Here is a 26,127-nt window from a genome sequence, read left to right as displayed (position 1 = left end):
CCATGGCAGACATTCATCCCTGCGATGCCCATATCCGTCATGACTTGCGCACACCGATCAATCACATGGTCGGTTATACCGAAATGCTGCTCGATGAGTTGCCCAAGGCCTGCGAATCCGCTCTGACGGACCCCCTCAAGAATCTGCTGGCCAGCGCCTACCGATTGCTGGATACCATCAATCGGCCGACGCCCGTGTCGCTCGGTCGATTCGATGCCCTCTTTCCCGACTGGCGCGAGCGCATGGCCCTGATCGATGCCGACTTGCTGCACCTGAAGACCGCAACGGATCAGTACTGGGCGGATGCCGGGGCGGATGTGGCAAAGATCGCCGAAGCCGTCGGCAACATGCGCGCCCTGCTGGAAACCTTGAGCGCACGGCCCGTCGTCGATCTCGGGACGCCGCCCGTACCTGCCGAGCGCGAACATGCGGGGGGGCAGGTCGTTGGGACGGCGGACGGACACCTGTTGATCATCGACGACCGGGCCGAAAATCTCGAATTGATGCAGCGTCGGCTGATTCGGGAGGGCTACCGGGTTTCCGTGAGCAACAGTGGCCAGGATGCCCTTCAGCGACTGGAGAACGAGCAATTCGACGTGGTGCTTCTGGACTGGCTGATGCCGCAGATGAGTGGCGCCGATGTGCTGGCGAAAATTCGCAGCCGGTTCTCGGCACATGAGCTGCCGGTGATTGTCGTGACGGCGCGGCACGGTTCGGAAACTATCGTGGACGCTTTGACGCAGGGCGCCAACGATTATCTGGCCAAGCCGCTGGATTTTCCGGTGGCGCTCGCCCGCCTGGCGACCCAGGTTTATCTGCGCAAGGTGACCCGTCAGTTGGCGGAGGCCAACCGGCAACTCAAGCAGTTCTCCTATATCGACGGTTTGACGGCCATCGCCAACCGACGCAAGTTCGACGAGTATCTGATGACGGTCTGGCGCCGTTCTCAGCAGGAGGGCTCGCCGGTCTCGCTGATTCTCATCGACGTGGATTTCTTCAAGCGCTACAACGACGCGCTCGGTCACGAAGCCGGCGACCACGCGCTGATGCGCGTGGCCAAGGCGGTGAGCACCGGACTCTTCCGCGCCAAGGATCTGGCCGCGCGCTACGGTGGTGAAGAGTTTGCCGTCATTCTTCCGGAAACCGCCCTGGACGATGCCATCAGCGTTGCGGAGCGCGTGCGGATGGCCATCATGGAGATGGCCTTGCCGCATCCGGCCAGTTCGGTCATGCCCGTGGTGACCGCCAGTCTGGGGGTGGGGGAGTGGCGCCCGACGGCCTTCTGCGAGCCGAGCGCACTCATCAATCTGGCCGACAAGGGGCTGTACCAAGCCAAGGCGGCCGGTCGAAACCAGGTCGGTACGCTCGGGGCGCAGTGACGGTCTTTCGACGCGCTGTACCGCTGCTTCCAGTAAAAAGGCGCCGCCGATCATCGATCGGCGGCGCCTTGGTTTGCGCTTAGGGTTCTTGGGGATCCCCGAGATCAGCGTCCCCGGTTCAGTTCAGATCGGACGAGACATTGATCTTGCGCGGCTGAACGGATTCACGCTTGGGGATCGTGATGTTCAGCACGCCCAACGCGCTGTGTGCGGAAATCTTGTCGGCATCCGCAGTGTCCGGCAGGCTGAAGCGGCGGTAGAACGAACCGTAGGATCGTTCGATCCGCTTGTAGCTCTTGTCCTCGGTCGTCGCTTCGGTGCGTTTTTCGCCCTTGATCGTGAGGACCCCGTTTTCCATGTAGACATCGATATCCTCCGGCTTCACGCCCGGGATGTCCGCATGAATGACGAACTTGTCGGTTTCTTCCTTGATATCGACGGTGGGTGCCCACTGGGCGGTGACCGTCGAGCCTTCGGCGGCGGTCTTGTCGAAGGACCGTTCCAGTTCACGTTGCAGCTGCGTCAAAAGACCAAAGGGTTCGTAGCGAATCAGTGACATGATGCATTTCCTCCAGTTGTAGCCAACCCGTTGACGGGCATGCGTTGTTTGCCAACGCTCTGGTTGAATACGGTGGGGGCGGCATCACGAATTTCAAGATTTCCCATGTGGGAATTATTGGGGCGGAAGGGGTGGGCTAGACCTGTCCATACTGTTGGGCGGATCCGACCCAACGACGGATGAGCGCGCTCGTGTTCGGATCGTTCTCCGCGATCAACGCGTCGGCCAGGTCGCGTGCGTGCGCGAGCCAATGCGCGTCCTGAATCAGGTCCGCAACACGCAGGCGGGCCAATCCCGTCTGCCGGGTGCCGAGAATTTCGCCGGGGCCCCGTTGCGCCAGATCGGCCTCGGCCAGTCGGAATCCGTCCTGGGTTTCCCGCATGAGGGAGAGACGGGTGCGTGCCTTGTCGGAAATCGGTTCGTCGAACAGGAGAATGCAGAAGGAGGCCGTCGCGCCGCGGCCCACCCGTCCCCGCAACTGGTGAAGTTGTGCCAGGCCCATCCGGTCGGCGTTTTCGATGATCATCAGGGAGGCATTGGGGACGTCTACCCCGACCTCGATGACCGTGGTGGCAACCAGAAGATCGTATTCGTGCGCCTTGAAGCGGGCCATCTCCCGATTCTTTTCCGCCGAATTCATGCGCCCGTGCACCAGGCCGATCCGCAGATGCGGCAGTGATTCGCGCAGCGCGGCGGTAGTCGATTCCGCGGCCTGAGCCTCGATTCGTTCGGAGTCCTCGATCAGCGGGCAGACCCAGTAGGCCTGTCTGCCGCTGTTGCAGACGCTGCTGATGCGCTCGATGAGTTCGTCACGGCGGTCGGCCCGGATGAGTGCCGTAGTGATGGGGCTGCGGCCGGGTGGGAGTTCGTCGATGATCGACAGGTCCAGATCGGCATAGGCGCTCATGGCCAGGGTCCGGGGGATGGGTGTCGCCGTCATGACCAGTTGGTGCGGGCGCAGGCTTTCCCCGTCCGGTCGTGCCCCCTTGTCGCTGAGGGCGAGCCGCTGATGGACGCCGAATCGGTGTTGTTCGTCCACGATCACGAGCGCCAGACGGTCGAAACGAACCTGTTCCTGAAACAGCGCATGCGTACCGATCACCATTTTCGCGCTGCCATCGGCCAGCGCCGCCAGATTGGCGCGACGCTCGGCTGCGGACTGCTGGCCGGAGAGCAGGTGAACCGAAACTCCGAGTGGGGCGAGCCATTGGGAAAAATTCCGGTGATGCTGCTCGGCGAGCAGGGCAGTCGGTGCCATGAGCGCCGCCTGGTAGCCCTGCTCGATGGCGGTGAGAGCGGCGCCTGCGGCCACGAGGGTCTTGCCGGAGCCGACATCGCCCTGAACGAGTCGCAGCATGGGGGCCGGGCGGGCGAGGTCGTCATGGATTTCCTGCAGGACACGGGCCTGGGCGCGGGTCGGTTCGAAGCTCAGGCTATCCAGCAAATTTCGATACAGGCGGCCGCCGGGCGAGAGGCTGGGTGCACGGTTCTGGACGAATTCGTGATGTTTCAGGCGCAGGGCCAGCATGTGGGCGAGCAGTTCTTCCACGATCAGTCGGACAAAGGCCGGATCGTTCCGGAGCGGAATGCCTTCGGAAAGGCGGGGCGCATGAACCCGCTGCAGGGCGGCGAGGATGCCCGGCCAGCCTTCGGACCGGCGAATGTGCGCCGGAATCAGCTCTTCCAGGTCATGTAGGGCAATCCCGAGCGCCTGATCGATACACGCGCGCAGTTTGATCTGGCTCAGACCTTCGGTGGTGGGATAAACCGCAAGAATCGCGTCGTGCTGCGCGCTTTGCATAAGCTCGGGCTGGGCCATCTCAAGGCCGCCGTGGGCGTTGGTGCGCACTTCCCCATACAGAAGGTACTGTTGGCCGGCAGCGAGGGTGGGGCCGAAGCGACCGAATTGCCAGAGCGTGATCTCGCCCGTATCGTCGTGGCCCTGGGCAACCAATCGGGCCTTGCCATGCCTGAGTGCCCGTGCCTCGTCGATGGTGACGCGAATCAGGGCGGACTGGCCGATCAGGTGTGGGCCGAGGGGCTGGATCTGTCCCCGGTTCTCGTAACGGATGGGGAGATGCCAGAGCAGATCGCCGATGGTGTTGATCGACAGGCGGCTCAATTGGGCGGCGACACGGCTGCCGACGCCGGTGAGCCGGTCCACGGGATCCATGAGTGTGCCCGCCTTGGGCGGGGACCGGTGCGCTGTCATAGCCTTCACATATTGAATTATTGAGCGATTATATGCACCAAGGCGGGCAAATCACTATATACTTTCCCGCCAACGGATTGGATCACGTATTCCGGATGTCGCGAAATGCCGACCGGGATGCTCGTTTCACCCCCAAGCTTTCTCGCATCGGCCGAAGTTTATTTTTTGACATTCAGATACTGTATTGGAGGTTCCAGTGGCACACGGCAACACCCCTAAGGTTGATTCCAGCGCGAAACTGATCGGTTTCGTGGCGGCAATTCTCTTGTTGGCCCCGATTTACTACATGGTCAATTCCCTGATCAATGTCGTGAATCGCAATACGGCCGAGACCGCTCAGGTCGTCGATAGCCCCGCATCGCCCGCCGAACCGGCTACGGCCGCCGCGCCTGCGGCCAGTCCGGCTCCTGCTGCGACTGAGGCCCCTGCCGCCGAGAAGACTGCGGCTTCGACTTCTGCTGGCGACGCTGCGGCGGGAAAGGCCAAGTTCGCGACCTGTGCGGCCTGCCACGGAGCGGATGGCAAGGGTAACGGCGGTGCTTTCCCGGACCTGACCAAGCTGAGTGCGGCTGATGCCGACACGATCCTCACCGCCTTTAAGAAGGGCGACATGGAGACGCTGAAGAAGCATGGTCTGGGTGGCGCACGGTACGGCACCATGGCGCCGCAAGCGGCCAACCTGTCTGAAACCGATATCGCCGATCTGGCAGCCTACATCGCCGAACTCGGCGGTCATGCGGCGGGTGCTGCTCCGGCTGCGGCGGGCGCGACGAAGGCTGCTGCACCCGCGGCGCCAGCTGCTCCGGCCATGATCATCTCCAGTGAGGTGGTTGCCCGGGGCCATGCCCTGTTCTCATCCTGCGCGGTCTGTCACGGTGCCGAGGGTGAAGGCGGGCATCTGCTGAATGCGCCGAAGCTGGCGGGTCTGCCGGCCAACACGGTGGTTTCCCTGCTGAAGATGTTCCGCAAGGGGCAGTCCATGGGTCCGGGTTCCTACGCGATGATTCCGCAGGCCAAGTACCTCACGGATGACGAGATCAACGACCTGGCCGCATTCATCTCCACGATCGGCAAGGACAAGATGCACGGTACCGAAACCGAATAATCCTCGGGAAATCGGACCTTGAGAAAACGCCGGGCATTTGCCCGGCGTTTTTTTGTGTTTCGCTCTGGATCAGGATCGGGCGAGATCCGGTGAGGATCAGCCCGGGTTCGGGCCGTAGGCCACGGGGTGCAGTTCGTGCTTCCACTCCGGGAAGCCGTCCGCCAATCGACGCGCCTGAAAGCCATTTGCCCGGAGTTGTGCGATCGCCTCGAAAGACAGGGCGCAGTAGGCACCGCGGCAATAGGCCACAATTTCCTGCTTGGGATCGAGTTCGGCGATCCGGCGCTCGAGATCGGCCAAGGTGATATTGATGGCGCCCGGAATGTGCCCGGCCTCATATTCTTCAGGTGGTCGGACATCCAAAACCGTGACGAGCCCATCTCGGCAACGGGCAATCAATTCATCGGCCGAGAGCGGTTCGAGGCTGTCTCTTTGGGTCAGGTGACTCTGAATCAGGTCGCGGACTTCGTGGAGGTGCCGTTCGGCGACACGTTTCAGTACGGCGAGCAATTCCACGACATCATCGTCGGCGAGACGGTAGAAAATTTGCTTACCCTGTCGGCGGGAAGTCACCAAGCCGACTTGATGCAAACGTTGAAGGTGTCTCGATGTATTCGCGGCACTATGTCCGGTGAGTGTGGCCAGTTGATCCACGGAGCGCTCGGTCTGGGCCAGGTATTCGAGGATCTCGAGACGTGGCCCGTTGGAGAGCGCCATTCCGAGGCGGGCGAATTGATCATTGAGTTGCTGTTTGAATCCCATGGGTGCGACGGTTCTTCCTATGGAGGGGTGCCGGTAGGGCACCCGTTCGGTTCTGTTTATTCCGGTAGTGTACAACCGTGGGACGCTCGCCCGAAAAACTCGTGTTCTACGCGCAAGGCAATCCAGGCGCCGGCCATGATGGCGGCGAGGGAGATGAACGATCCCAGTGCCAGTGTCGAGATCCCGCTCAAGCCATGGCCCACCGTGCAGCCCATGGCCAGCACGCTGCCGATGCCGACCATCAGTGCGCCGATGATCGTGCGCGTCCACTCCTGCCAGGATCGGGGGAATGATAACCGGAACTCGCGTCGGATCAGGGTGCTGATCAGGCTGCCCAGCAACAGGCCGGCCACGGCGACCACCCCGAAGGTGATGGCGGCGAAGGTGGCGGGGCGCTGTAGGAAATAGACAACATCGCCCATGGGCGCGCTGAAGGTGAATGACTGCAAGCCCAGGCCCTGTTGAGGATTGTTCATCATTTCGGCGGCATCGGCGGCCGCCTGACCCAAAGAACCCCCGGTGACCCAGAAGGCGAGGCCCACCACGATCCCGATCGTTAAGGCGCCCAGCCAGCCCAGCCAATTGGCCCGCAGCGGGAGCCAGCGCCAGGATGCAAAGAGCAGCAGGGCACTGATGGCGAGTGCCAGGATCCAGTACATTTCACGGCCGCCATCCAGCAGGCTGGCCAAATCCTGATGCGCGATGCCGAACGACGTCAGGTTGGTGCTGAGGGCGCCTACCCACGGCAGGAATGCGGTGGCATACAGATTCGTTCGCGTCATGGCGTAGGCGGCAAGTGCCATCACGATGACGGCAAGCAATGCCTGCAGATTGCCCTGAGTCACTTTCACGAGACTGCGTACGGGGCATCCCCGCGCCAGAACCATGCCGATGCCGAACACAAATCCGCCGATCAGGTAGCGGCCCCAGGCGAAATCGGGTGAGCGATAGGCCGGCCGCGTGTTGTCCAGATCGATGCCGGTAACGGATTGAACCAGGGTGGTGGCGAGAATGGCAACGCCGATCGCAGCGAGGTAGACCGCGAGCCGTCGCCCGTCACGGGATTGTCGATAGCTGCCCAGTCCGCCCAACAGGCAGAAACGAGAAAACTGAGCGGCCGCGCCGAAAGCGATCGACAGGGCGAGTATCCAGAATAAGTAACGAGTGATCACCGGATCCATAGGAATATCCTCTCTCAATCAGCGTGTGGTATTGGCGTGGACAATGGCTTGCATTTCTTCGACTGGGGGGAGTACCGCGCGGCTGACTTCTTCGACGAAGGCCGAACGCGATTTGCCGAGCGTGGGGTTGTGTCGCTTCTCGAACCCGATGGTGGAGCAGGGCTTACCGCTGATGCCGCCGCCGCAGACGCTGCCGGCCTGCGCGCCGGGCAGAATTTCCAGATGATCCGGCAGGGTGAGTAGTCGGTCAAACAAGGAGTCGTACAGCTGTGACGCCATTTCCTCGGCCCGCCCGTGCAGGTCGGGTCGGCCGACGCTGCCGACAAAGAGTGCGTGACCGGTCAGCGCGAACCAGGGTTCTTCGCAGCGCGCGTGATCGGTGACGAGCAGGCAGATATGATCTTCCGTGTGGCCCGGCGTATGTAGGACTTGAGCCGACACATTGCCGACTTTCAGTATCTGGCCATGGGCCAGCGGCAGAAAATCGAATGGCAGGCCGCGATCGCTTTCATGCAACGCGTACTGCGCGCCGGTTCGCGCTGCCAGTCGCCGTCCCCCGGAAACATGATCGGCATGAATGTGGGTATCGATGACGTAGTGGATGGTCACGCCGCGGGCTTCCGCCATGGCCACGAAACGGTCTTCGTCGCCGGCATGGACATCGACGGCGATGGCCAAACCCTGTCCGGCGCAACCAAACAGATAAGCAAGAGATGATTTATCGCAGGCAATTTGTTCCAAAAACATAGGGTGTGCTCCTCGGTTGTCCGGATGGTTTAGCGTTGGAATGCGCAATTATTCAATCACTCTATTGAATGATTGGTCAAGCTGTTTCATACTGGGCGACCATTCAGCGATAGGTTAGGAATCATGCGCATGACCCCAACGCACGGCATTCGCCCCAATATGCTGCAGTTTTCGTTGCAGTTGCTTCAGGTGTTCCTGGTGGGCAGTCTCGTCGGTATGACGCGGACGGTGCTGCCGAAACTGGCGGAATCCGATTTCGGCCTGGCGGCGACCTCTTTTATGGCACTGGCGACCTTTGTGGCCGTGTTCGGTGTCGTCAAGGCGGGACTCAACCTTGCCGCCGGCAGTCTGTCGGATCGATGGGGCCGACGGCGGGTGCTGATTCTCGGGTGGCTGAGTGCCCTGCCGGTACCGTTTCTGATCCTGTATGGGCCAAGCTGGGGCTGGATCATCCTGGCGACGGTCTTCCTCGGGATCAATCAGGGCCTGAGCTGGTCGATGGCGCTGAACAGCAAGCTGGATTTGACGCATGCGCGGCAGCGGGGACTCGTGAACGGCTTCAATGAATTCGCAGGCTACGGCGGCGTCGCGCTGGCGGGCATCTTTTCCGCCGTGGTGGTGGAGGCCTATGGCGCTCGGTTGGGATTGTTTCTCTTTTCCACCGCAGTCATCGTGTCGGCCCTGGTGATCGCGCAGATTCTGGTCCGTGAAACGCGGCCGTGGGCGCTGCTGCATCTGGGTGATGCGTCGACTGCGCCCGAACCCATGGCTATGCGTCGGCTTTTCGGTTACGCCAGTTGGGGCAACCGTTCCCTGTTCGCATTGAATCAGGCTGGATTGGTCGAAAAATTCACAGATGCGATCGTGTGGCTGTTTTTTCCGGTGTATTTTTTGGCAAACGGTATGAGTCTCGTGGCCTCGGGTGGGCTGGTAGCCGTTTATGGGTTGGTGTGGGGGGGCGGTCAGCTGGTCACGGGGCCGCTTTCCGACCGGATCAGCCGGAAGCTCATGATCGTGGTCGGCATGTGGCTATGCGGCGCGGGGGTATTGGCGGTCAGTGTGACGACGACCCCCTGGCTTTGGGTCGCCGAACTGACCGTGATCGGCGCGGGCATGGCGATGCTGTACCCCACCTTGGGGGCTTCGGTCGCCGATCACGCGGATCCTGCCCAGCGTGCCGGCATCCTAGGGATTTACCGGTTCTGGCGCGACTTGGGTTATGCCCTGGGCGGGCTGGGACTTGGGTTGGTCGCCCAGTTGAGCGAGGGGATCACTCTGCCGTTCTGGTTCGTGGGCGTGTCGATGTTTCTGTCGGGACTGTATCTGATGGTGCGGCTGTCATCACCAGTAACGGCGAGGACTTGAGCGGCGCTGAATGCGGTTGGCCTGCGGTGTGACTATACTGTGAAACCTTTTGCATTCAGCTTGTTCGGGATTGCGTGTTGATGGCTCTATCCATGTCTGCTGCCTATCGGTTCGTCCGCTGATGACGTTGACCGTTCAGAATGTCGCCGGCCCGCACCTGCCGGTTGTCAGCTTCCACCTTGCCGATGGGGATATCCTGACGGTGCGCGGGCCATCCGGCGTCGGCAAGAGCCAACTGCTTCGGGCCCTGGCCGATCTCTCCGTTCATACAGGCGACATTGCGCTGGACGGGGTGGCGCAACCGGCCATGGCACCGGCCGAATGGCGCCGGCGCGTGGTTTATGTGCCTGCCGAATCGGGTTGGTGGGCAGATCACGTCGCCGACCACTTCCCCCGGCAGCCGCCGGATGACTGGTTGTCGCGACTCTCCCTGAAAGCGACGCTCCTCGATACGCCGGTCGAGCGCCTGTCGACCGGTGAGCGGCAGCGACTGGCCCTCCTGCGTGCACTCATGCTGGATCCCCGGGTCCTGTTGCTGGATGAGCCCACGGCCAACCTGGATCCACGAAACTCCGAAGCCATGACGCAGCTCGTGGCCGAATATGTCCGCAGGCAGGGTGCTGCAGCCGTCTGGGTGACGCATGATGCCGCGGAAGGGGATCTGCTGGACAGCAAGGTTCTGCAGATGACCGCGGAAGGTGGGCACATCGAATGAATATTCAGGTGCTTTCCGTCGTCGATCTCATCCTCGCAGGCCTGCTCGTGCTGGCACTGGGCGTCGTCCAGCTGCTGCTCGGACTTGGCCTGCTGCGCTCCCTGGTTTGGGGGAGCATCCGGATGGTGCTGCAACTGCTGCTCGTCGGGCTGGTACTCAAGAGTCTGTTTGCCGTGGCCAATCTGGGCTGGATCACGCTGATGGCGCTCGTCATGCTGCTGTTGGCGAGTTATGAGGTGATTGCCCGCCAGAAGCGGCCGATCAAGGGCTGGCGGGGCTACGGTATCGGTCTAGTTTCGATGGGGGTGACGGCGGCCATCATCACCCTGTTCACCTTGCTGATCGTGGTTCAGCCGAAGCCCTGGTACACGCCGCAATATGCCATTCCCTTGCTGGGCATGATCCTGGGAAACACCATGACGGGGATCGGACTCGCGCTGAATCATCTGACACAGACGGCCTGGTCGAGTCGCGTGCAGATCGAGGCGCGATTGCTCATGGGGCAGACGGCCCGCGCCGCGACGCGGGAATTGCGGGCGGATGCCTTGCGGGCGGGGCTGATTCCAACGTTGAACATGCTGGCGGCGGCGGGGTTGATCAGTCTTCCGGGGATGATGACCGGTCAGATTCTGGCCGGAGCGCCGCCGATGGAGGCCGTCCGCTATCAGATCCTGATCATGCTGCTGATCACCGCCGCCACCGGCTTCGGTTCGATGCTGGCCGTCCATCTCGGCAGCCTGCGGCTGTTCGATGGCCGGGACCGGTTGCGGCTGGATCGGCTCGGCGGCTGACGCCGAGGCGCCGGAAGATCCCGATCCGGCACGGGATCGATTATTCGATCGGGCTGGGGCCGTTCAGCAGCAGCGAGCGCTTCATCTTCTTGGGGACCGGCAGTCCCATCAACTCCAGCACGGTGGCGGCGATGTTGGCGATGCCGCCCCCGGTACGGAGCTTGGAAGGCGTTTCGTCGATCAGCAGGCAGGGAACGGGGTACACGGTGTGCTGCGTATGCGGCTCGCCGGTGACCGGGTCGACCATCTCGTCGCAGTTGCCATGGTCGGCGGTCACGATGATCGAGAAGCCGTTTTTCTGGGCTGCCTCGACAAGGCGTCCCACCTGGGTATCCACGGTTTCCACGGCCTTGATCACCGCCTCGCGAATCGCTGTGTGTCCCACCATGTCGCCATTGGCGAAATTCACCAGCACGAAGCCGTAATCCTCGCTCTCGACGGCACCAATGGCCGCATCGGCGACCTCGGCCGCACTCATTTCCGGCTGCAGATCATAGGTGGCCACTTTGGGGGACGCCGCCATGTAGCGGTCTTCCCCGGCGAACGGCTCTTCCTTGCCGCCGTTGAAGAAGAAGGTGACGTGGGCGTATTTCTCGGTTTCCGCGCAATGGAACTGCTTGATCCCGGATTGGCTGATGACCTCGGCAAGCACGTTCTTCGGGCGCTCCGGCGGGAAGCCGATGGGTGAGAGGAAACGCGGATCGTATTCGGTCAGGCAGGTGACCAGAGCACGCTCGTAGTCGCCCCGGTCAAAGCCCGAGAACTCGGGCTGGCCCAGGGCTTCGGTCAGCTGGCGCGGACGATCGTTGCGGAAATTGAAGAAGATCACCGCATCGCCGGATTCGATGGGCTGGAAGGCGCCCAGGGTCGCGGGCAGGACGAATTCGTCGGTCTTGCCCGAGGCATAGGAGTGTTCCAGCGCTTCGTTGGCCGTGGCGAATCGCTCGCCCGCGCCGCGGACGATGGTCTGCCAGGCCAGTTCGGTGCGCTCCCAGCGCTGATCCCGGTCCATCGCATAGTAGCGGCCGCTGATCGTGGCGATGGCGCCGCCTGCCTTCTTCAGCTTCGCCTCGAGTTCGGGGAGATAGGACGGAGCGGATTTCGGGGCGGTATCCCGGCCGTCGGTGATCATGTGCACCAGGGGGCGGGCGCCGTTCTTGCTGGCGAGGTCGACCAGCGCCAGCAGATGGTTGATGTGGCTGTGTACGCCGCCGTCGGAGACGAGGCCGATCAAATGCAACGGGCGATTGGCCTGGGCTGCCTTCTGGGCGGCCTCGATCAGTGCGGTGTTCTCGAAAAAGCTGCCGTCGGCAATGGCGTCGTCGATGCGTACCAGATCCTGACGGATCAGGTCACCGCAGCCCAGCGTCAGATGGCCCACCTCGGAGTTGCCCATCTGACCGTCCGGCAGGCCGCAGGCGCGGCCGGATGCCTCGATGACGGTATGGGGGTGATGGGCGAACAGGTGGTCCAGGTTCGGCGTGTTCGCGAGCGCGAAGGCGTTGTTCTCGCGGCTCGGGTTGACGCCGATTCCGTCCATGATGACCAGTAGTACAGGACGGCGGGGCGCATTTCTCGACATAGACTCTCTTCCTCGGATTCAATCGATTCTGCGGACGGGTTGGCCGTCCGGCAGGGGCAAGTTGGGCTCTTTAAGCCGAATTACCGGGTTTCTTGGGCGGTTCGCTGGGCGGTTGCGTCGAATCGCCGGTATTTCCCGCATCATGTTCTTCGCCCTGTCCGTCTGTTGCGGATGCGTTGGGGCGATCCACGTCCGTCGCTTCGGACTCGGCGGGGTTTCCGTCGGTACCGTGCGGGGCCTCTGGGGCGTCATTCGAGGCGGCGTCCAGGCGACGCTGATCGGCTTCGGCCTCGTCGAATGCCTTGTCCAGGTCGAGATCGGCCTCCTGTTCGTAACGCGCGTGTCGTTCGGTGACGGCCTGGTCCTCGACGGTGTCGATGGCCGACATGGTCTGGATTTCCTCTTCAGCTGCCGCTTCGTCCGATTTGCGGGTTTTTAGGACGAGTCGGCCGACGATGATGCCGACCTCGTAGAGCAACCAGATCGGCACGGCCATCATGAATTGGGACAGTACGTCGGGCGGCGTCAGGATCGCACCGATGATGAAGGCGATGAGGATCGCATACCGTCGGAACTCCGCCAGCTTGTCAGGCGTGACGGCGCCGACGATCACCAGAAGCACGATGGCGACGGGGACCTCGAATACGAAGCCGAAGGCAAAGAACAGGGAAGTCACGAAACTCAGGTATTCGCCGATGTCCGGCGCGAAGTTCACGTCCGAGGGGCCGGCGGTGCTGAGGAAGCCGAAGACGACCGGAAAGACCACGAAATAGGCAAATGCCGCGCCGAGATAGAAAAGGATCGTGCTGGAAAAGACCAGCGGCGCGACGAGTTTTCGTTCGTGCTTGTACAGGCCGGGGGCGATGAAGGCCCAGAGCTGATACAGCAGGAAGGGAATGGCGATGAATACGGCCGTCAATGCCGTGAGTTTCAGCGGAATGAAGAACGGCGAGGCGACCTGGACCGCGATCATGGTCGTGCCTGCCGGCATATGGTGCGATAGCGGGTTGGCCAGCAGGGTAAAGAGTTCGTTCCGGAAGGGGAACAGCGCCAGGAAGAGGAGGAGTACGACCAATACGGACTTGAGCAGCCGATTGCGTAGTTCGACCAGGTGCGTCAGAAAGCCCGTCAGTCCTTGTTCCTGGTCTTGTTGCTGGGCGTCAGCTCCCCCGGCGGGGACTTCATGTTCGCTCATGTTGATTTCGTGTTCCGGGTGTTCGGGGACGGGGCGTCTTGCGTCGGCTCCGCTACAGACGGTTCGGGCATGGGCTCGAAGGGTCGCTTGAACGTTTGACCGGAGCTTTCCTCCAGGGCGCGGATTTCTTCCTCGAACGTCATGGGCTTGTCCGGCGCTGCCTGTTCGGCTTGTGCCGGAGCATCCCCTTGGGCGGAGCGATCCGTGGCGGTGCCGGTGGTTTCGGCGGCGGTTTCTTCGGCTGCGGCCTTCTCCGCCGTATCTGCTTCGAGCGACTGCTCAGACGCCGCAGCCGCACGGAAGCTGGCTTCCGCTTCATCCACGGCGCCAAGCACCTGCCGCCCCGAGTCACTGACTTCCTGACGGGTTTCCTCGACCAAGGCGCGAAGCTTGGCGATTTCTGATTCCTGCGAGGTCAGCAGATTCTGCATGTCCTTGAGGTTGAATTCGCTGTCCATTTCGGCCTTGGCGTTGGCCACGAACCGTTTCACCTTGTAAACCCATGAACCCACGGTGCGCGCCAGTCCGGGCAGGCGCTCGGGCCCGACCACGAGGAGGGCGATCACGAGGATCAGGAAGATTTCCCAGATGCTGAGTCCGAACACGGTCTAGTCCCCGGTCGTCATGCGCGATGAAGCCACCAAGACTCAGCCCTGCTTGGGCGGGGTCGTGTCCGAATGTTCCTGGCGGGTGGCCGCTTCGCCCTCGATCACGCGGCCGGCGTCGGCATCCTTGTGCGCGATGGTTTCGGTGGCCTTGCCGGCGGCAGTGGCTTCATCCTTCTTCTCTTCGTCCTTGACGGCGCTCTTGAAGCCCTTGATGGCGCTGCCCAGGTCGGTGCCCAGGTTTTTCAGACGCTTGGTGCCGAACAGCAGCAGTACGATTGCCAGGATGACCAGCCAGTGCCAGATGCTAAAACTACCCATGATGTGCGCTCCTCAAAAAAAGTGAATCTATGAAGGGTTATTGGTCCGGCTTGCCTTTTCTTCAAGGCCGGACAGGCCAAAGCGCTGTGCCAGTTCATTCAGCACAGCCTGGTGCGATAGATTTGCGTCTGCCAACAATACCAGACAGTGGAACCACAAATCCGCCATTTCGGCGATGATTTCCCCGGACTGTCCGCCGACCGCCGCCAGCGCAACCTCGACGCCTTCCTCGCCGACCTTCTGTGCGATCTTTTTCCGGCCCTTGCCGAACAGTGACGCGACGTACGAACCACTGGGGTCCGCCTGCTTGCGCTGTTCGATCACTTGGGCCAGTTGCTGCAGGATGAGGGTGGCTTCGGTGGCCTGGTCGCGTTCAGCCATAGATTTCATCCGGGGATTTTAATACAGGGTCGGTGATCTGCCATTCATTATTATGGAGATGGCGGTAAAAACAGCTTTCCCGACCTGTGTGACAGGCAATGTGGCCGATCTGTTCAATGCACAGCAAAATGACGTCGCCGTCGCAGTCCAGTCGGATGTCGTGAACACGCTGAACATGGCCGCTCTGCTCGCCTTTGTGCCAGAGGCGGCCGCGGGATCGTGAGAAGTAGACGGCCTCGCCCGTGGCGACCGTCTGTTCGAGGGCGGCCCGATTCATCCAGGCGAACATCAGGATGCGACCGGTTTCATGATCCTGCGCGATCACCGGCACCAAACCGTCTGCGGTCCAGGTGATTTCGTCGATCCAGGCGGCGGGGGCGTCGGGCATGGCAGTGGTCATCAGGATGAAAAAGGAGGGCTAGTATAGCAGCGACGGCAGGCGACCGGGGGTGGTCCGGTCCGGCTTAAAGCCGGACCTCGATCCCGGCGGCCGCCATGTTGGCTTTCGCCTCGGCGATCCGGTAGGTGCCGAAGTGGAAGATGCTGGCGGCCAGAACGGCGTCGGCATGCCCTTCGAGAATCCCGGCGGTGAGATCGTCCAGGTTGCCGACGCCGCCGGAGGCGATGACCGGCACGGTCACGGCATCGGAAATGGCGCGGGTCAGCTGAAGGTCGAAGCCCTGCTTCGTACCGTCCCGGTCCATGCTGGTGACCAGCAGTTCGCCGGCGCCGAATTCGGCCATGCGCGCGGCCCATTCGACGGCGTCGAGGCCAGTAGGCTTGCGCCCGCCGTGGGTGAAGATTTCCCAGCGCAGCGGTTCGCCCAGGGCGGAAACGCGCCGGGCATCGATGGCGACGACCAGGCACTGCGCGCCGATCGAATCGGCGATCTCCTTGACGAGCGCCGGGTTGTGCACGGCCGCGGTGTTGATCGAGACCTTGTCGGCGCCGGCGTTCAGCAATCGCCGCACATCGGCCAGTGCGCGAATTCCGCCGCCGACCGTCAGCGGAATGAACACCTCTTCGGCCACCTGCTCGACCACGTGGCGCATGGTGTCGCGTCCCTCGTGGGAGGCGGAGATGTCCAGGAAGGTCAGTTCGTCCGCCCCTTCGTCGTTGTAGCGGCGTGCCGCCTCGACGGGGTCGCCCGCGTCGCGCAGGGATTCGAATTGCACGCCCTTGACGACGCGGCCCTCGGCAACGTCGAGACAGGGGATGATCCGTTTGGCGAGGGTCATGGGCTCGGGCTCATTCCGTGAAGGGCGGGATGCCGCAGCGTTCGTCGACGCGCGCCTGGGCCACGCCGAGATCGATGCCGCCCTCATACAGGGCGCGTCCGATGATGGCGCCTGCGACGCCGTCTTCCGCCGCATCGATCAGGCGGTCGATGTCGTTCATGTCGGTCATGCCGCCCGAGGCGATGATCGGGATGCGCACGGCACGCGCCAGTTCTCGGGTGGCCGCCATGTTGGCGCCCTGCATCATGCCGTCACGGGCGATGTCCGTGAAGATGATGGAAGATACGCCGTCCTGCTCGAAGCGGCTCGCCAGGTCGATCACGTCGTGGTTGGAGATTTTCGCCCAGCCGTCGACGGCAACCTTACCGTCCTTGGCGTCCAGACCGACGATGATGTGTCCGGGGAAGGACAGGCAGATATCCGAGACGAAGTGCGGATCGGAGACGGCCTTGGTGCCGATGATGACGTAGGAAACGCCCATCTCCAGGTATTGTTCGATGGTCTCTTCGTCCCGGATGCCGCCGCCGACCTGGATGGGCAGTTCGGGGAAGGCTTCGCAGATGGCTGCAATGCTGGCCCGGTTGCGCGGGCTACCGGCGAACGCGCCGTCGAGATCCACGAGGTGCAGGCGACGTGCGCCGGCATCTACCCAGCGTTTGGCCATGGCCAGCGGATCGTCGGAGAAAACCGTGTTGTCGTCCATCCGGCCCTGCTTCAAGCGAACGCAGGCGCCTTCTTTCAAGTCAATTGCGGGAATCAGTAACATAAGTCGCGTCCTCGATACGCGGATGTTTGCAGCGGGCTGGGGCTAGTCGGCCTGGCCATTCCAGCGGGTAAAGTTTTTCAGGAGCGTGAGTCCGTCGGCCGCACTTTTCTCGGGGTGGGCCTGGATGGCGAAGACCGAGCCCTGGGCCAATGCCGAGGCGTAGGTCATGCCGTATTCCGTGCTCCCGACGACCAGCGCGGTGTCGCTCGGTCGACAGTAATAGCTGTGCACGAAGTAGAAACGCGCGTCATCCGCGATGCCATGCCACAAGGGGTGCGGGTGCGCCTGGCGAATGCCGTTCCAGCCCATCTGCGGGATCTTGAGCGCGAGGCCATTGCCATCATGCATCGCCGGAAAGCGTTGCACCTCGCCCTCGAACCAGTTCAGCAGGTGAACGCCGTTGTTTTCCTCGCTGTGCGTGAGCATGACCTGCATGCCCATGCAGATCCCGAGGAAGGGGCGGGTTCGGGCAGCTTCGGCCAACGGGGCGATGAGCCCCCGGCCATTCAGGGCGGCCATGCAGTCGGCCGCAGCGCCCTGGCCCGGAAAGACGACGCGGTCCGCGTCGAGAATCTGTTGGGCGTCATCGGTCACCCGGACCTCGGTGCCCGTGGGCGCGACGTGCTCCACGGCCTTGGCCACCGAGCGCAGGTTGCCCATGCCGTAATCGACGACAGCAATCATCTCCGCCACGGTTACAGTGCGCCTTTGGTGGAGGGGATCTGGTTGGCCTGTCGCTCGTCGGGACTGATCGCCATGCGCAGTGCCCGGCCGAACGCCTTGAAGATCGTTTCGGCCTGGTGGTGGGCATTGTCGCCGCGCAGATTGTCGATGTGCAGCGTCATGCCGGCATGATTGACGAGCCCGCGGAAGAACTCCTCGACGAGCTGGGTCTCGAAGCGGCCGATCGTCGCCCGCGTGAAATCGCAGGAAAACACGAGGCCCGGTCGGCCGGAGAGGTCGATCACCACGCGGGACAGCGCCTCGTCCAGCGGGACATAGGCATGGCCATATCGCGTGATGCCGCGCTTGTCGCCGAGCGCCTTGGCCAGCGCCTGACCGAACACGATCCCGCAGTCCTCGACGGTGTGGTGATCGTCGATGTGCAGGTCGCCCTGAGCGGTCAGGGAAACGTCGATCAGGCCATGCCGACTGATCTGGTCGAGCATGTGCTCGAAGAAGGGGACGCCTGTGCTGAGCTCGGCGCGCCCGGAGCCGTCGAGATTCAACGAGAGATCGATCTGGGTTTCCGCGGTGTGGCGGGTCACTGTCGAGGTGCGAGCGGACATCATGTGCGTCATCTGTGCGAGTCGAAAAAAGAGACGGGAAGCATACAACGGACGGTGATGCCCCGTCAGCAATTCCTGCAAAATTTGCGGGCACGCTCTTGACGGACGAGGCCAAATCGCGTTTAATTCGCGGCCTTGCACGGCCAGGTAGCTCAGTTGGTAGAGCAGCGGATTGAAAATCCGCGTGTCGGGGGTTCGATTCCCTCCCTGGCCACCAATATTTTCATGTTTTCACTGGTTTGTGCTTGAAAATCAGTATCCTGAAAGGCCCGGAATTGCGCTGTGCGTGATCCCGGGCTTTTTGTTTGATGCGCCGGAGGCTCCCTTCCTTGTTTGATCACGGGGCGGCGATGAGACGGCGCTTACCTAACCCGGTCATAACCCGTACCGATCCGGCTGTTCCACAATCCCCGCGTGCGACGTAGACTGCCCCATGCGGGGGCGTTCTCAAACTTTTCACCCCGTTCCGCGCAGTTACCGGGATTTTTTCGGCTCTCTGTTCTAGATTTCTAGAGAAAGCGCGTGGTTTTTTATCCGCGTTTTCCACGCTCGGTTTGGTTAGCATCCTGTTCATCGTACGCCACTTAGACCGCCAGACAGGACGATACGCACGGAGAGCCCATGTTCACACTGGACAATGCCACACCCCGCATCTTCATCGTGGACGACGACGCCAGTCAGATCGTTCTGCTGAACGAGACGCTCAAGTCGCTTGGTCAGGTGCTGTTCGAGCAGGATAGCCGTGCCGCTTTCGACCGGATCCGGGAAACACGGCCCGACGTGGTCTTGCTGGATATCGAAATGCCGGAGCTCAACGGCTTCGAGGTTCTGGAGCAGCTGAAGGCGGATGAGCAGACCCGGCATCTGCCGGTGATGTTCATCACGGGGCACGACACGGTCGAGGAACAATTGCGCTGCCTTCGAGCCGGTGCGGTCGATTTCATCGTCAAGCCGCTGCAGCCCGAAGTGGTCGCAGTGCGTGTTCGCACCCATCTGACATTGCGTGCGCGAGAACGTCGGCTGAACGACTTGTACCGGCATGCACGGGTGACGCTGGCTTCGATCGGCGATGCGGTCATCACGACGAATGTGACCGGGGAGGTCACTTTCATGAATCCGATGGCAGAATCCTTGACGGGGATCAATCTGGACAAGGCCAAGGGTCGGTCGATCGAGGAAATCATGCCCTTGCGCATCGGGGAGAATGGTCCCCTGCATGTCAATCCGATTCGTCTGGCCATCGAGGGACGACGCATGGTCGGCATGGCGCTCAACTGCCAAATGCAGCGGCAGACTGGGCATTGGGTTCCTGTGGAAGACAGCGCTGCCCCGCTGATTTCCGAAACGGACGAGGTGATCGGTTCGGTGATCGTGTTTCACGAAATGGACGAAGCGCGCGCCATGATGCTGAAGATGACCCATACCCTGCAATACGATCAACTGACCAATCTGCCCAATCGCTTTCTGTTTCTCGATTACCTGAAGACAGAGATTGCGCGCAGTCAGAAAAACGAGGAAAAGCTGGGGCTGATCGCCCTCGATATCAATCAGTTCAAGCTGATTAATGAGGAACTCGGCTTCGATTTCGGGGACGCGCTGCTGCAGAAGGTGGCCAAGCGAATCCAGGGTCAGCTCCATCAGCATGAAGTCCTCAGCCGTCATCACTCAGACCAGTTCATGGTCATGGTGCCTGAGACGGTTCAGCCCAGTGATCTTGCCGTGCTGGCCGAGGCCATCAAGGACAGCGTGATGCAGCTGGCCCAGCTGCACACGGAGCTCAACAATTTTTCCGTCTGCCTGGGGATCAGCGTGTTTCCGGACGATGCCGCCGATCCCGAGACCCTGCTGCTACATGCCGATGAGGCGGTGTATCGCGCCAAGCACGAATCCGCGCTGGGCGGTGTCTGCTTCTTTTCGGAGGAGATGGAGTCCGGGTTCACCTCCCGACGCCTGTGCTTCACGCGGATCAAGAGTGCAATCGCCAATCAGGGCGTCGTCGTGCTGTATCAGCCCCAGATCAATCCCGTTTCCGGGGACGTGGAAGCCGTCGAGGCGCTGATGCGACTGCGCGACGACGATGGACAGCTGGTTTCTCCCGTGCAGTTCATCGGTCTGGCAGAGGAAACCCGGTTGATCATTCCGCTGGGTGAACAGATGATCCGGATTGCCCTCGATCAGCTCGGACGATGGTGCGATGATGGGTTGCACATCCGCATGTGCATCAATATCTCGCCCGTCCAGTTTCTCGATGCGCATTTCCTCGCCGCCATACTCAAAGCCATCGAGGCGTGCGGCGTGGACCCCAAACTGGTCGAGCTGGAGGTGACGGAAAGCCTGATGATGAAACATCTGGACAGCGTGCGGTCCGACATGCAGAAGCTGCGGGCCCTGGGCGTTTCGATCTCGATCGACGATTTCGGAACCGGTTTCTCTTCCCTGAGCTACCTCAGAGAGCTGCCCGTCGACGTATTGAAAATCGACAAGGCCTTCGTCGATCCCTTGCGCGGGGATCCGTCCGATGACGTTCTGGTGCGGACTGTGGCGACGCTGGCCAAGAGTATCGGCGTGCTGTCTGTGGCCGAGGGCGTGGAGACGGAGGAACAGGCCCGGCATCTGAAAGACCTGGGCGTTTCGTTGCTTCAGGGCTACCACTTCTCCCGGCCCGTGCCTGCCGATCAACTCAATACCCGGTATTCGCTATGAAGTACGGTTTGACGAAAATGCGTCGCATCTCCGCATGGCTGCCGTTGTTCCTCGGCCTTGTGTTTACGTTTGCAACGGCGTGGTTGGCTCATTTGTACAACCAGCACGTGTTGCTCACTTATACCAATACGCTGGCCGACGAGGCCGCCAATCAGATCAAAGCGCGTTTCAACATTTATGAATATGGCTTGCGGGCTACGCGCGGGGCTGTCATCACGGCGGGCGTGAATCGAATTACCCGGAATGAGTTCGAGCGATACATCAACAGCCGTGATTTGGCGCGCGAGTTTCCCGGGGCGTTGGGATATGGCTTTATCCGTCGCGTGCCCGAGCAGCAGGAGGCGGCCTTTCTTGCGCAGGCGCGGGCAGATGGCGCACCGAATTTCCAGATTCGCAGTCTGAAACCGCACTCGGGCGATCGTTTCGTCATCCAGTACATATACCCGGTCAAGGAGAATGCGCAGGCCGTTGGGCTCGACATCGCTTCGGAAGCGAGTCGTCGCACGGCCGCATTGGCGGCAGCACGGGATGACGAGTCGCATCTCACCGAGCCCATTACCCTCGTTCAAGCCGATAACAAGCCGCGTCGCGGTTTTCTGATCCTGCTCCCGGTCTACCCCGGTCCGGTACCGAAGACCCCCGAAGCGCGCGAGCAGGACGTGGCCGGCTGGGTATATGCCCCACTGGTCGTGGATGACGTATTGGCCGATTTGGGCTCCGTGATGACGCAGGCGGGTATCACGCTAACCGACCCGGATGAAAATAAGCCATTTTATCGATCATTGCCCGCCAATGCCCCGGGCTTGTTGGGCGTTCAGGTCGTTCGACCGGTCGATGTCATGGGGCAGCATTGGGAGTTGCGTATTGAGACGCGTGCTGCAGCGGCCAACCATCTTAAATTGATGCCGGTTGGATGGATCATTTTTTTGGGCCTGGGGCTGACGGGTTTGTTGATATGGCTCAGTCAGGTCGTATTTGGCATTGAGCTGAGCGCTGATTCTGACGCGGATGCCGATGCGCCGCCGCCAACCGGTATGGCCAGCATCCGTGCATTTCTGCGCAGCGCGCTGGTCCGACGAAGTTGGCCGCCAGTCGTGCTGTTGCTGTTGTTCGTATTCCTGTGGCTGAGCGTGCGTCTGGTACAGCAGCAACTGCAGGCTGTGCGCGATGACCTCGGCCAGTCCACTACCTCGGCCTACGATCTGCTTGATCAGTCTGCGGCTCGCTATCGACATGACGTGCGTTTCTTGGCCAACACGCCCCCGGTTTCCGGTTTGGCGCGCACGCTGGGTATGGCGTCCGCCAGCAAGGATCACGCGGCTTCTGAGGAGTGGAAGGCGCGATTGGCGGGTATTTTCCAGGCTTACATGTTGGCCAATCCCGCCGTGTATCAGGTGCGACTGATTGAGGCGCGCGGCAATCTTCAGGAATGGGTGAAGGTCAAGCGCGTTGGCAAGGACATCGACATTCTCGACGATTCGATGTTTCAGGATTCGGCGCTGGCCCCCTACATTGCCAATACGCTGAAGGTGGGCGCCCGACATGTCTATGTGTCGCCCATTAACTTGAATCGGGAGCAGGGCGCGATCGAACGACCGCATCAACCGGTCTGGCGATTTGCCACCCCTGTCTTCCGCACTGATGGGCAACCGTTCGCCGTCGTTATCATCAACGTCAATGCCAAGCGATTGCTGGCCGATGTGGCGAATGCCTCGCCCAAGGGAACCGAGCTGTACATTACGAACCAGACAGGCGATTTTCTGCTCAATCCGGACCCTTCGCTCACTTTCGGTTTCGATTTGGGACACCCCTATCGTTGGACGGATGAATTCAAGCAGCGTGACAACACGCTGGGGCTGGATATCGACGGCCAGAGTCGTTGGGCGGGGCCGGAGGGCGGAGTGTGGGTCCGTCAAACCCGATTTTTCCCTGACGATCTGCAAAAATCCGATGCGTTGCGCATTTTTTCCGTGAAGCCGCAGTTTCCCGTCTATCGGACCCTGATTCTGCAGATTCTGGGATTGGTCTTGTCCCTGTTGGCACTGGCTGTAATTGCCGCCGTTATCGAGTACCAATTGTGGGTGTCCGCGCAGCGACGACTGTGGGATACCCGGCAAGCGCAACGGGAGATCCAACGTAACCAGGAAAGCGCCTTATTCAAGGTATTGCTGGATTCAGCGCCGGAAGCGGCATTGATCGTGGACGAGCAGGGCGTCATCCAGTTCGTCAATACGCAGGCAGAACAGCTTTTCGGTTACGCCCGCGAAGAACTGACCGGCATGGTGATCCACCAGTTGGTACCCGAACGTTATGCCCCCCATCATCCGGATCACGTTCGACAATACTTCTCGCAACCTAAAGTGCTGACACTGGGTGGCGATCAGGGTGTGCAGTGTCGTCGGCGCGATGGCAGGGAGTTTCCGGCGGAGATTTCCCTCGGTCCCGTGGCGTTGCCCGATCGCATGCTGGTCTATGCCGCGATTCGCGATATCAGCGAACGCCTGGCGATCCGGGCACAGCTCCATGACGCCCTGCATCTGGCCGAGCAGGCCAATGAAGCCAAGAGCGCGTTTCTTGCCAATACCAGCCACGAGATCCGCACGCCGCTCAATGCGATTATCGGTTTCACGCATCTGCTGGCCGACGAACCACTGACCGAGGCGGAACGGCGTCTGGTGGAGAAGATTCAGCTCTCCGGCCGCACGCTGCTGGGCATCGTCAACGACGTGCTGGATCTCTCGAAGATCGAGGCGGAGGAAATGGCCCTCGAGCAGGTGCCGATCGACTTGCCCGAGTGGCTCGAGGCGGTGGCCGGCGTGTTCGCGCCCCAGGCCGAGGCGAAGCAGTTGCGTTTCGCGCTGGATCTGGACCGTGACCTGCCGGTCTGGGTCAGCACCGATCCCACGCGACTGCATCAGATCATGCTGAATCTGCTCGGCAATGCCCTGAAGTTTACCGAGACCGGTGAGATCGTTCTGCGCGCCGAGGTACGAACCCCGTCGACGCCTCAACCTGACCACGTATGGCTGCGCTTTACGGTGTCGGATACCGGGATCGGGATGTCCCCGGACGTCCAGTCCCGTTTGTTCCAGGCTTTCACGCAGGCGGATAGCAGTACGTCCCGCCGTTATGGTGGTACGGGGTTGGGCCTGTCCATCGTACGCAAGTTGGTCGAATTGATGGGTGGCGTGGTTGGAGTCTCAAGTCGCGAGGATGCGGGAAGCCAGTTCTGGGCGGATATTCCCATGGGGATTCCCCGTGCCGAGGAGGTGGCCGGTCAGGACGAACATAACACCGCAATCTATGTTTTGATTGCCGAGGACCATCCTGCGGATGCCCGGCAGATGCAGCAACTCGCCATTACCCTGGGCTGGCGTGCTCAGGTCGTGCACGATGGTGCCGAATTGGTCGACGCATACATGAAACGTGTCAACAGCGGGTTGCGTCCGCCGGATGCGCTGATCGTCGACTGGCATATGCCGCGCATGGATGGGCTTTCGGCCATCGCTGCCCTGGCAGAGGAAGTCGGTCGGGAGCGACTGCCCGCCGTGCTAATGGTCTCCGCCAGTGACATCGATCAGATCGAGCTCTTGGACGACCAACACCTGTCGCATCGTTTTCTACATAAACCGGTCAATGCTTCCAGCCTGTTTGCCGCCGTCAACGAGATCGTGACTGAGCAGACGGGGAATACCCGCCGCGTGTTGGAGGCCACCCGGACCGAGTCGCTGAAGGCCCGCTGGTTGCCGGGCGTTCGCGTGCTGGTGGTCGACGACAGCGCCATCAATCTCGAGGTCGTCACGCAGATTCTGGTGCGCAATGGCGCCATCGTCGACACGGCCAACAGTGGGTATGCCGCCCTCGACCGACTCAAGGAAGCATCCGATAACTACGATGTCGTGCTGATGGATGTCCAGATGCCCGGTATGGACGGCCTGGAGGCGACCCGTCTGATTCGCGGACAGCTGGCACTGACCCAGATCCCCGTTCTGGCGCTGACCGCCGGGGCATTGGTCGAGGAACGGCGGCGCGCTCTTGGGGCGGGCATGAACGATTTTCTGACCAAGCCGATTGACCCCAACCAGCTGATCAACCGGTTGCGTTCTGCCGTGGAGCATTATCGCGGGCAGAAGCTGGCCATCGAGGATCTCCCCGCCGATGAGGCGAACGACCACGATGAGGCCGAAGGCACGACCAATTGGCCGCGGATTCCGGGGATCGATGGGGCAGAATCCAAGCGTCTGCTGCTGGGCGACGAGCAACTCTTTCTTGGGACGCTGGACCGCCTGCTGCAGGAGCATGCCAATCTCATGACGCCGCCGGCGCCCACGATCGATCGGGCCGAGGCGTCCGAGCAGCGCCGTGCCCTGGCGGCCCAGATGCACAATCTGAAAAGTGCCACGGGCATGGTGGGGGCGGCGGACTTGCACCGCCAGGCGGCGGCCCTCGAGCAGGCCTTGCGCGCCGGGGATCAACCGATCCACGCGCAGATGACGGTTCTTGCCGAAGGACTGAAGCAACTCCAGCAGGACAGCATGGCCGTACTCGCTTCTTGGCATGACGCGCGGGCGGCGGCGACCGCACCGGACGGCACAGCGCAGATACCGCTGACAACCGAGCAGGTGCAACACTTGCTCGATCTGCTGGCGCATCAGGACATGGCGGCATTCGAATTCGCGTCGCGGGAAGGGGGGGCTTTGCGGGCCACTCTCGGCGCCGAGGCCTATCCGCGATTCGACGCCAGCCTCAGAAAGCTCGACTTCAAGACCGCGCAGGATCTTCTGTCCGCCCGCATGTCTCTGGATCGGTGACCCCCCTTCATTCATCGATCCTTAAGCGTGGCAGGTCCGGCTACGTACCTGTGGGTTCCTTTCGTGTGTTCGTGCCTGCCAACGTTTCCCCCGCTTGTCAGACATGTCAGTGTGACCTGACGATGATCGGGCATAAGGGGGCCTCCACAGGGGGCCTATCTTCGCGTTCTGATTAACGCAGCGCGATCTCATCCTAATCTTCCCGAGTTCCTGCGCCTGCCCGACGCGCTGAGTGCCGGTGCGAATTGAGTGCGATGCATGTCTTATTGGCTGCTTACTCGACGCGGGTTCTTCGCTCCTATCTGCAATGGCCTGTCTCCATTCGCTTGTCTCCATTGACCCATTTCCAATGAGCTGTCTTCCAACCTCTGCCCATTCAGGCCTGGGAGATTGTCTTCTTCGATGACCGCATCCCCCATT

Annotated in this window: 22 protein-coding genes and 1 tRNA gene; 8 read left to right on the top strand and 15 right to left on the bottom strand. The window is 61.5% G+C overall.

Features of this window, described 5'->3' with window-relative positions; genetic code table 11:
* Positions 1-2: 2 nt before the first annotated feature.
* Positions 3-1,379 carry a diguanylate cyclase gene (locus A9404_RS07730; RefSeq protein WP_082922824.1) on the top strand — a complete coding sequence of 459 codons (1,377 nt, stop codon included), beginning with the start codon at positions 3-5 and terminating at the stop codon, positions 1,377-1,379.
* 118 nt (positions 1,380-1,497) lie between these two features.
* Here A9404_RS07730 and A9404_RS07725 read toward each other — a convergent pair whose 3' ends face one another.
* Both A9404_RS07725 and recG read right to left on the bottom strand, forming a co-directional pair.
* Positions 1,498-1,938 carry an Hsp20/alpha crystallin family protein gene (locus A9404_RS07725; protein ID WP_066099844.1) on the bottom strand — a complete coding sequence of 147 codons (441 nt, stop codon included), beginning with the start codon at positions 1,936-1,938 and terminating at the stop codon, positions 1,498-1,500.
* A 136-nt stretch (positions 1,939-2,074) separates the two neighbouring features.
* On the bottom strand, positions 2,075-4,150 hold the full coding sequence (gene recG, locus A9404_RS07720; RefSeq protein ID WP_082922823.1) for an ATP-dependent DNA helicase RecG: 2,076 nt from the start codon (positions 4,148-4,150) through the stop codon (positions 2,075-2,077).
* A 196-nt stretch (positions 4,151-4,346) separates the two neighbouring features.
* Here recG and A9404_RS07715 point away from each other — a divergent pair, with 196 nt between their 5' ends.
* Positions 4,347-5,255, top strand: a complete 909-nt coding sequence (locus A9404_RS07715; protein ID WP_066099842.1) for a c-type cytochrome — start codon at positions 4,347-4,349, stop codon at positions 5,253-5,255.
* A 96-nt stretch (positions 5,256-5,351) separates the two neighbouring features.
* Here A9404_RS07715 and A9404_RS07710 read toward each other — a convergent pair whose 3' ends face one another.
* From A9404_RS07710 to A9404_RS07700, 3 genes are read right to left on the bottom strand one after another with little or no spacing between them, the layout of a single operon-like run.
* On the bottom strand, positions 5,352-6,017 hold the full coding sequence (locus tag A9404_RS07710) for an ArsR/SmtB family transcription factor (RefSeq protein ID WP_066099839.1): 666 nt from the start codon (positions 6,015-6,017) through the stop codon (positions 5,352-5,354).
* 56 nt (positions 6,018-6,073) lie between these two features.
* Complete coding sequence (locus A9404_RS07705) at positions 6,074-7,198, bottom strand: YeeE/YedE family protein (RefSeq protein WP_066099836.1); 1,125 nt, start codon at positions 7,196-7,198, stop codon at positions 6,074-6,076.
* Positions 7,199-7,216: 18 nt separating this feature from the next.
* Positions 7,217-7,945, bottom strand: a complete 729-nt coding sequence (locus A9404_RS07700) for an MBL fold metallo-hydrolase (protein WP_066099833.1) — start codon at positions 7,943-7,945, stop codon at positions 7,217-7,219.
* Positions 7,946-8,074: 129 nt separating this feature from the next.
* Between A9404_RS07700 and A9404_RS07695 the strand changes: the two genes are divergently transcribed.
* The 3 genes from A9404_RS07695 to A9404_RS07685 all read left to right on the top strand — a co-directional run bounded on the left by A9404_RS07695 (position 8,075) and on the right by A9404_RS07685 (position 10,816).
* On the top strand, positions 8,075-9,310 hold the full coding sequence (locus A9404_RS07695; protein ID WP_082922822.1) for an MFS transporter: 1,236 nt from the start codon (positions 8,075-8,077) through the stop codon (positions 9,308-9,310).
* Positions 9,311-9,431: 121 nt separating this feature from the next.
* Positions 9,432-10,025: an ABC transporter ATP-binding protein gene (locus tag A9404_RS07690; protein ID WP_066099826.1), complete on the top strand. Its 594-nt coding sequence runs from the start codon at positions 9,432-9,434 to the stop codon at positions 10,023-10,025.
* Complete coding sequence (locus A9404_RS07685; protein ID WP_066099824.1) at positions 10,022-10,816, top strand: ABC transporter permease; 795 nt, start codon at positions 10,022-10,024, stop codon at positions 10,814-10,816. Before A9404_RS07690 ends, A9404_RS07685 begins: the two co-directional genes overlap by 4 nt.
* A gap of 40 nt (positions 10,817-10,856) precedes the next feature.
* Here A9404_RS07685 and gpmI read toward each other — a convergent pair whose 3' ends face one another.
* The 10 genes from gpmI to hisB all read right to left on the bottom strand — a co-directional run bounded on the left by gpmI (position 10,857) and on the right by hisB (position 18,196).
* A complete protein-coding gene (gpmI, locus tag A9404_RS07680; protein WP_066099822.1) occupies positions 10,857-12,398 on the bottom strand; it encodes a 2,3-bisphosphoglycerate-independent phosphoglycerate mutase in 1,542 nt (513 codons plus the stop codon).
* A gap of 70 nt (positions 12,399-12,468) precedes the next feature.
* Positions 12,469-13,593, bottom strand: coding sequence for a twin-arginine translocase subunit TatC (tatC, locus tag A9404_RS07675; RefSeq protein ID WP_066099819.1), 1,125 nt, complete (start codon positions 13,591-13,593; stop codon positions 12,469-12,471).
* A complete protein-coding gene (gene tatB, locus A9404_RS07670; RefSeq protein WP_066099817.1) occupies positions 13,590-14,198 on the bottom strand; it encodes a Sec-independent protein translocase protein TatB in 609 nt (202 codons plus the stop codon). The genes tatC and tatB overlap by 4 nt, the downstream gene beginning before the upstream one ends.
* Positions 14,199-14,240: 42 nt before the next feature.
* Positions 14,241-14,519: a Sec-independent protein translocase subunit TatA gene (tatA, locus tag A9404_RS07665; protein WP_066099814.1), complete on the bottom strand. Its 279-nt coding sequence runs from the start codon at positions 14,517-14,519 to the stop codon at positions 14,241-14,243.
* 27 nt (positions 14,520-14,546) lie between these two features.
* Positions 14,547-14,900, bottom strand: coding sequence for a phosphoribosyl-ATP diphosphatase (locus tag A9404_RS07660; RefSeq protein ID WP_066099811.1), 354 nt, complete (start codon positions 14,898-14,900; stop codon positions 14,547-14,549).
* Positions 14,893-15,288 (bottom strand): phosphoribosyl-AMP cyclohydrolase, encoded by a 396-nt coding sequence (gene hisI / locus A9404_RS07655; protein ID WP_066099808.1) that lies wholly within the window; start codon positions 15,286-15,288, stop codon positions 14,893-14,895. Before hisI ends, A9404_RS07660 begins: the two co-directional genes overlap by 8 nt.
* 76 nt (positions 15,289-15,364) lie before the next feature.
* Positions 15,365-16,138 (bottom strand): imidazole glycerol phosphate synthase subunit HisF, encoded by a 774-nt coding sequence (hisF, locus tag A9404_RS07650; protein ID WP_066099804.1) that lies wholly within the window; start codon positions 16,136-16,138, stop codon positions 15,365-15,367.
* Between the two features lie 10 nt (positions 16,139-16,148).
* Positions 16,149-16,904 carry a 1-(5-phosphoribosyl)-5-[(5-phosphoribosylamino)methylideneamino]imidazole-4-carboxamide isomerase gene (gene hisA / locus A9404_RS07645; protein ID WP_066099801.1) on the bottom strand — a complete coding sequence of 252 codons (756 nt, stop codon included), beginning with the start codon at positions 16,902-16,904 and terminating at the stop codon, positions 16,149-16,151.
* Positions 16,905-16,946: 42 nt separating this feature from the next.
* Complete coding sequence (gene hisH / locus A9404_RS07640; protein WP_231880982.1) at positions 16,947-17,588, bottom strand: imidazole glycerol phosphate synthase subunit HisH; 642 nt, start codon at positions 17,586-17,588, stop codon at positions 16,947-16,949.
* An 11-nt stretch (positions 17,589-17,599) separates the two neighbouring features.
* The gene (gene hisB, locus A9404_RS07635) at positions 17,600-18,196 is read right to left on the bottom strand and encodes an imidazoleglycerol-phosphate dehydratase HisB (RefSeq protein WP_197490302.1); all 597 of its coding nucleotides are present in this window, start codon (positions 18,194-18,196) and stop codon (positions 17,600-17,602) included.
* A 138-nt stretch (positions 18,197-18,334) separates the two neighbouring features.
* On the opposite strand from hisB, the gene A9404_RS07630 reads away from it, so the two are divergent.
* The 3 genes from A9404_RS07630 to A9404_RS07620 all read left to right on the top strand — a co-directional run bounded on the left by A9404_RS07630 (position 18,335) and on the right by A9404_RS07620 (position 25,707).
* Positions 18,335-18,410 (top strand) — tRNA-Phe (locus A9404_RS07630).
* 404 nt (positions 18,411-18,814) lie between these two features.
* Positions 18,815-20,896: a putative bifunctional diguanylate cyclase/phosphodiesterase gene (locus A9404_RS07625; RefSeq protein ID WP_066099795.1), complete on the top strand. Its 2,082-nt coding sequence runs from the start codon at positions 18,815-18,817 to the stop codon at positions 20,894-20,896.
* Complete coding sequence (locus A9404_RS07620; RefSeq protein ID WP_066099793.1) at positions 20,893-25,707, top strand: CHASE domain-containing protein; 4,815 nt, start codon at positions 20,893-20,895, stop codon at positions 25,705-25,707. Before A9404_RS07625 ends, A9404_RS07620 begins: the two co-directional genes overlap by 4 nt.
* Positions 25,708-26,127: the final 420 nt, after the last annotated feature.

Origin of the sequence: Halothiobacillus diazotrophicus, assembly GCF_001663815.1 — a bacterium.
Lineage (GTDB): Bacteria > Pseudomonadota > Gammaproteobacteria > Halothiobacillales > Halothiobacillaceae > Halothiobacillus > Halothiobacillus diazotrophicus.
This window is presented reverse-complemented; position numbering and strand designations above follow the sequence as displayed.

Coding starts and splice junctions, on each gene's coding strand:
- A9404_RS07730 (WP_082922824.1), top strand. CDS start 3: ATGGCAGACATTCATCCCTGCGATGCCCATATCCGTCATGACTTGCGC.
- A9404_RS07725 (WP_066099844.1), bottom strand. CDS start 1,938: ATGTCACTGATTCGCTACGAACCCTTTGGTCTTTTGACGCAGCTGCAA.
- recG (WP_082922823.1), bottom strand. CDS start 4,150: ATGACAGCGCACCGGTCCCCGCCCAAGGCGGGCACACTCATGGATCCC.
- A9404_RS07710 (WP_066099839.1), bottom strand. CDS start 6,017: ATGGGATTCAAACAGCAACTCAATGATCAATTCGCCCGCCTCGGAATG.
- A9404_RS07705 (WP_066099836.1), bottom strand. CDS start 7,198: ATGGATCCGGTGATCACTCGTTACTTATTCTGGATACTCGCCCTGTCG.
- A9404_RS07700 (WP_066099833.1), bottom strand. CDS start 7,945: ATGTTTTTGGAACAAATTGCCTGCGATAAATCATCTCTTGCTTATCTG.
- A9404_RS07695 (WP_082922822.1), top strand. CDS start 8,075: ATGACCCCAACGCACGGCATTCGCCCCAATATGCTGCAGTTTTCGTTG.
- A9404_RS07690 (WP_066099826.1), top strand. CDS start 9,432: ATGACGTTGACCGTTCAGAATGTCGCCGGCCCGCACCTGCCGGTTGTC.
- A9404_RS07685 (WP_066099824.1), top strand. CDS start 10,022: ATGAATATTCAGGTGCTTTCCGTCGTCGATCTCATCCTCGCAGGCCTG.
- gpmI (WP_066099822.1), bottom strand. CDS start 12,398: ATGTCGAGAAATGCGCCCCGCCGTCCTGTACTACTGGTCATCATGGAC.
- tatC (WP_066099819.1), bottom strand. CDS start 13,593: ATGAGCGAACATGAAGTCCCCGCCGGGGGAGCTGACGCCCAGCAACAA.
- tatA (WP_066099814.1), bottom strand. CDS start 14,519: ATGGGTAGTTTTAGCATCTGGCACTGGCTGGTCATCCTGGCAATCGTA.
- A9404_RS07660 (WP_066099811.1), bottom strand. CDS start 14,900: ATGGCTGAACGCGACCAGGCCACCGAAGCCACCCTCATCCTGCAGCAA.
- hisI (WP_066099808.1), bottom strand. CDS start 15,288: ATGCCCGACGCCCCCGCCGCCTGGATCGACGAAATCACCTGGACCGCA.
- hisF (WP_066099804.1), bottom strand. CDS start 16,138: ATGACCCTCGCCAAACGGATCATCCCCTGTCTCGACGTTGCCGAGGGC.
- hisA (WP_066099801.1), bottom strand. CDS start 16,904: ATGTTACTGATTCCCGCAATTGACTTGAAAGAAGGCGCCTGCGTTCGC.
- hisH (WP_231880982.1), bottom strand. CDS start 17,588: ATGATTGCTGTCGTCGATTACGGCATGGGCAACCTGCGCTCGGTGGCC.
- hisB (WP_197490302.1), bottom strand. CDS start 18,196: ATGATGTCCGCTCGCACCTCGACAGTGACCCGCCACACCGCGGAAACC.
- A9404_RS07625 (WP_066099795.1), top strand. CDS start 18,815: ATGTTCACACTGGACAATGCCACACCCCGCATCTTCATCGTGGACGAC.
- A9404_RS07620 (WP_066099793.1), top strand. CDS start 20,893: ATGAAGTACGGTTTGACGAAAATGCGTCGCATCTCCGCATGGCTGCCG.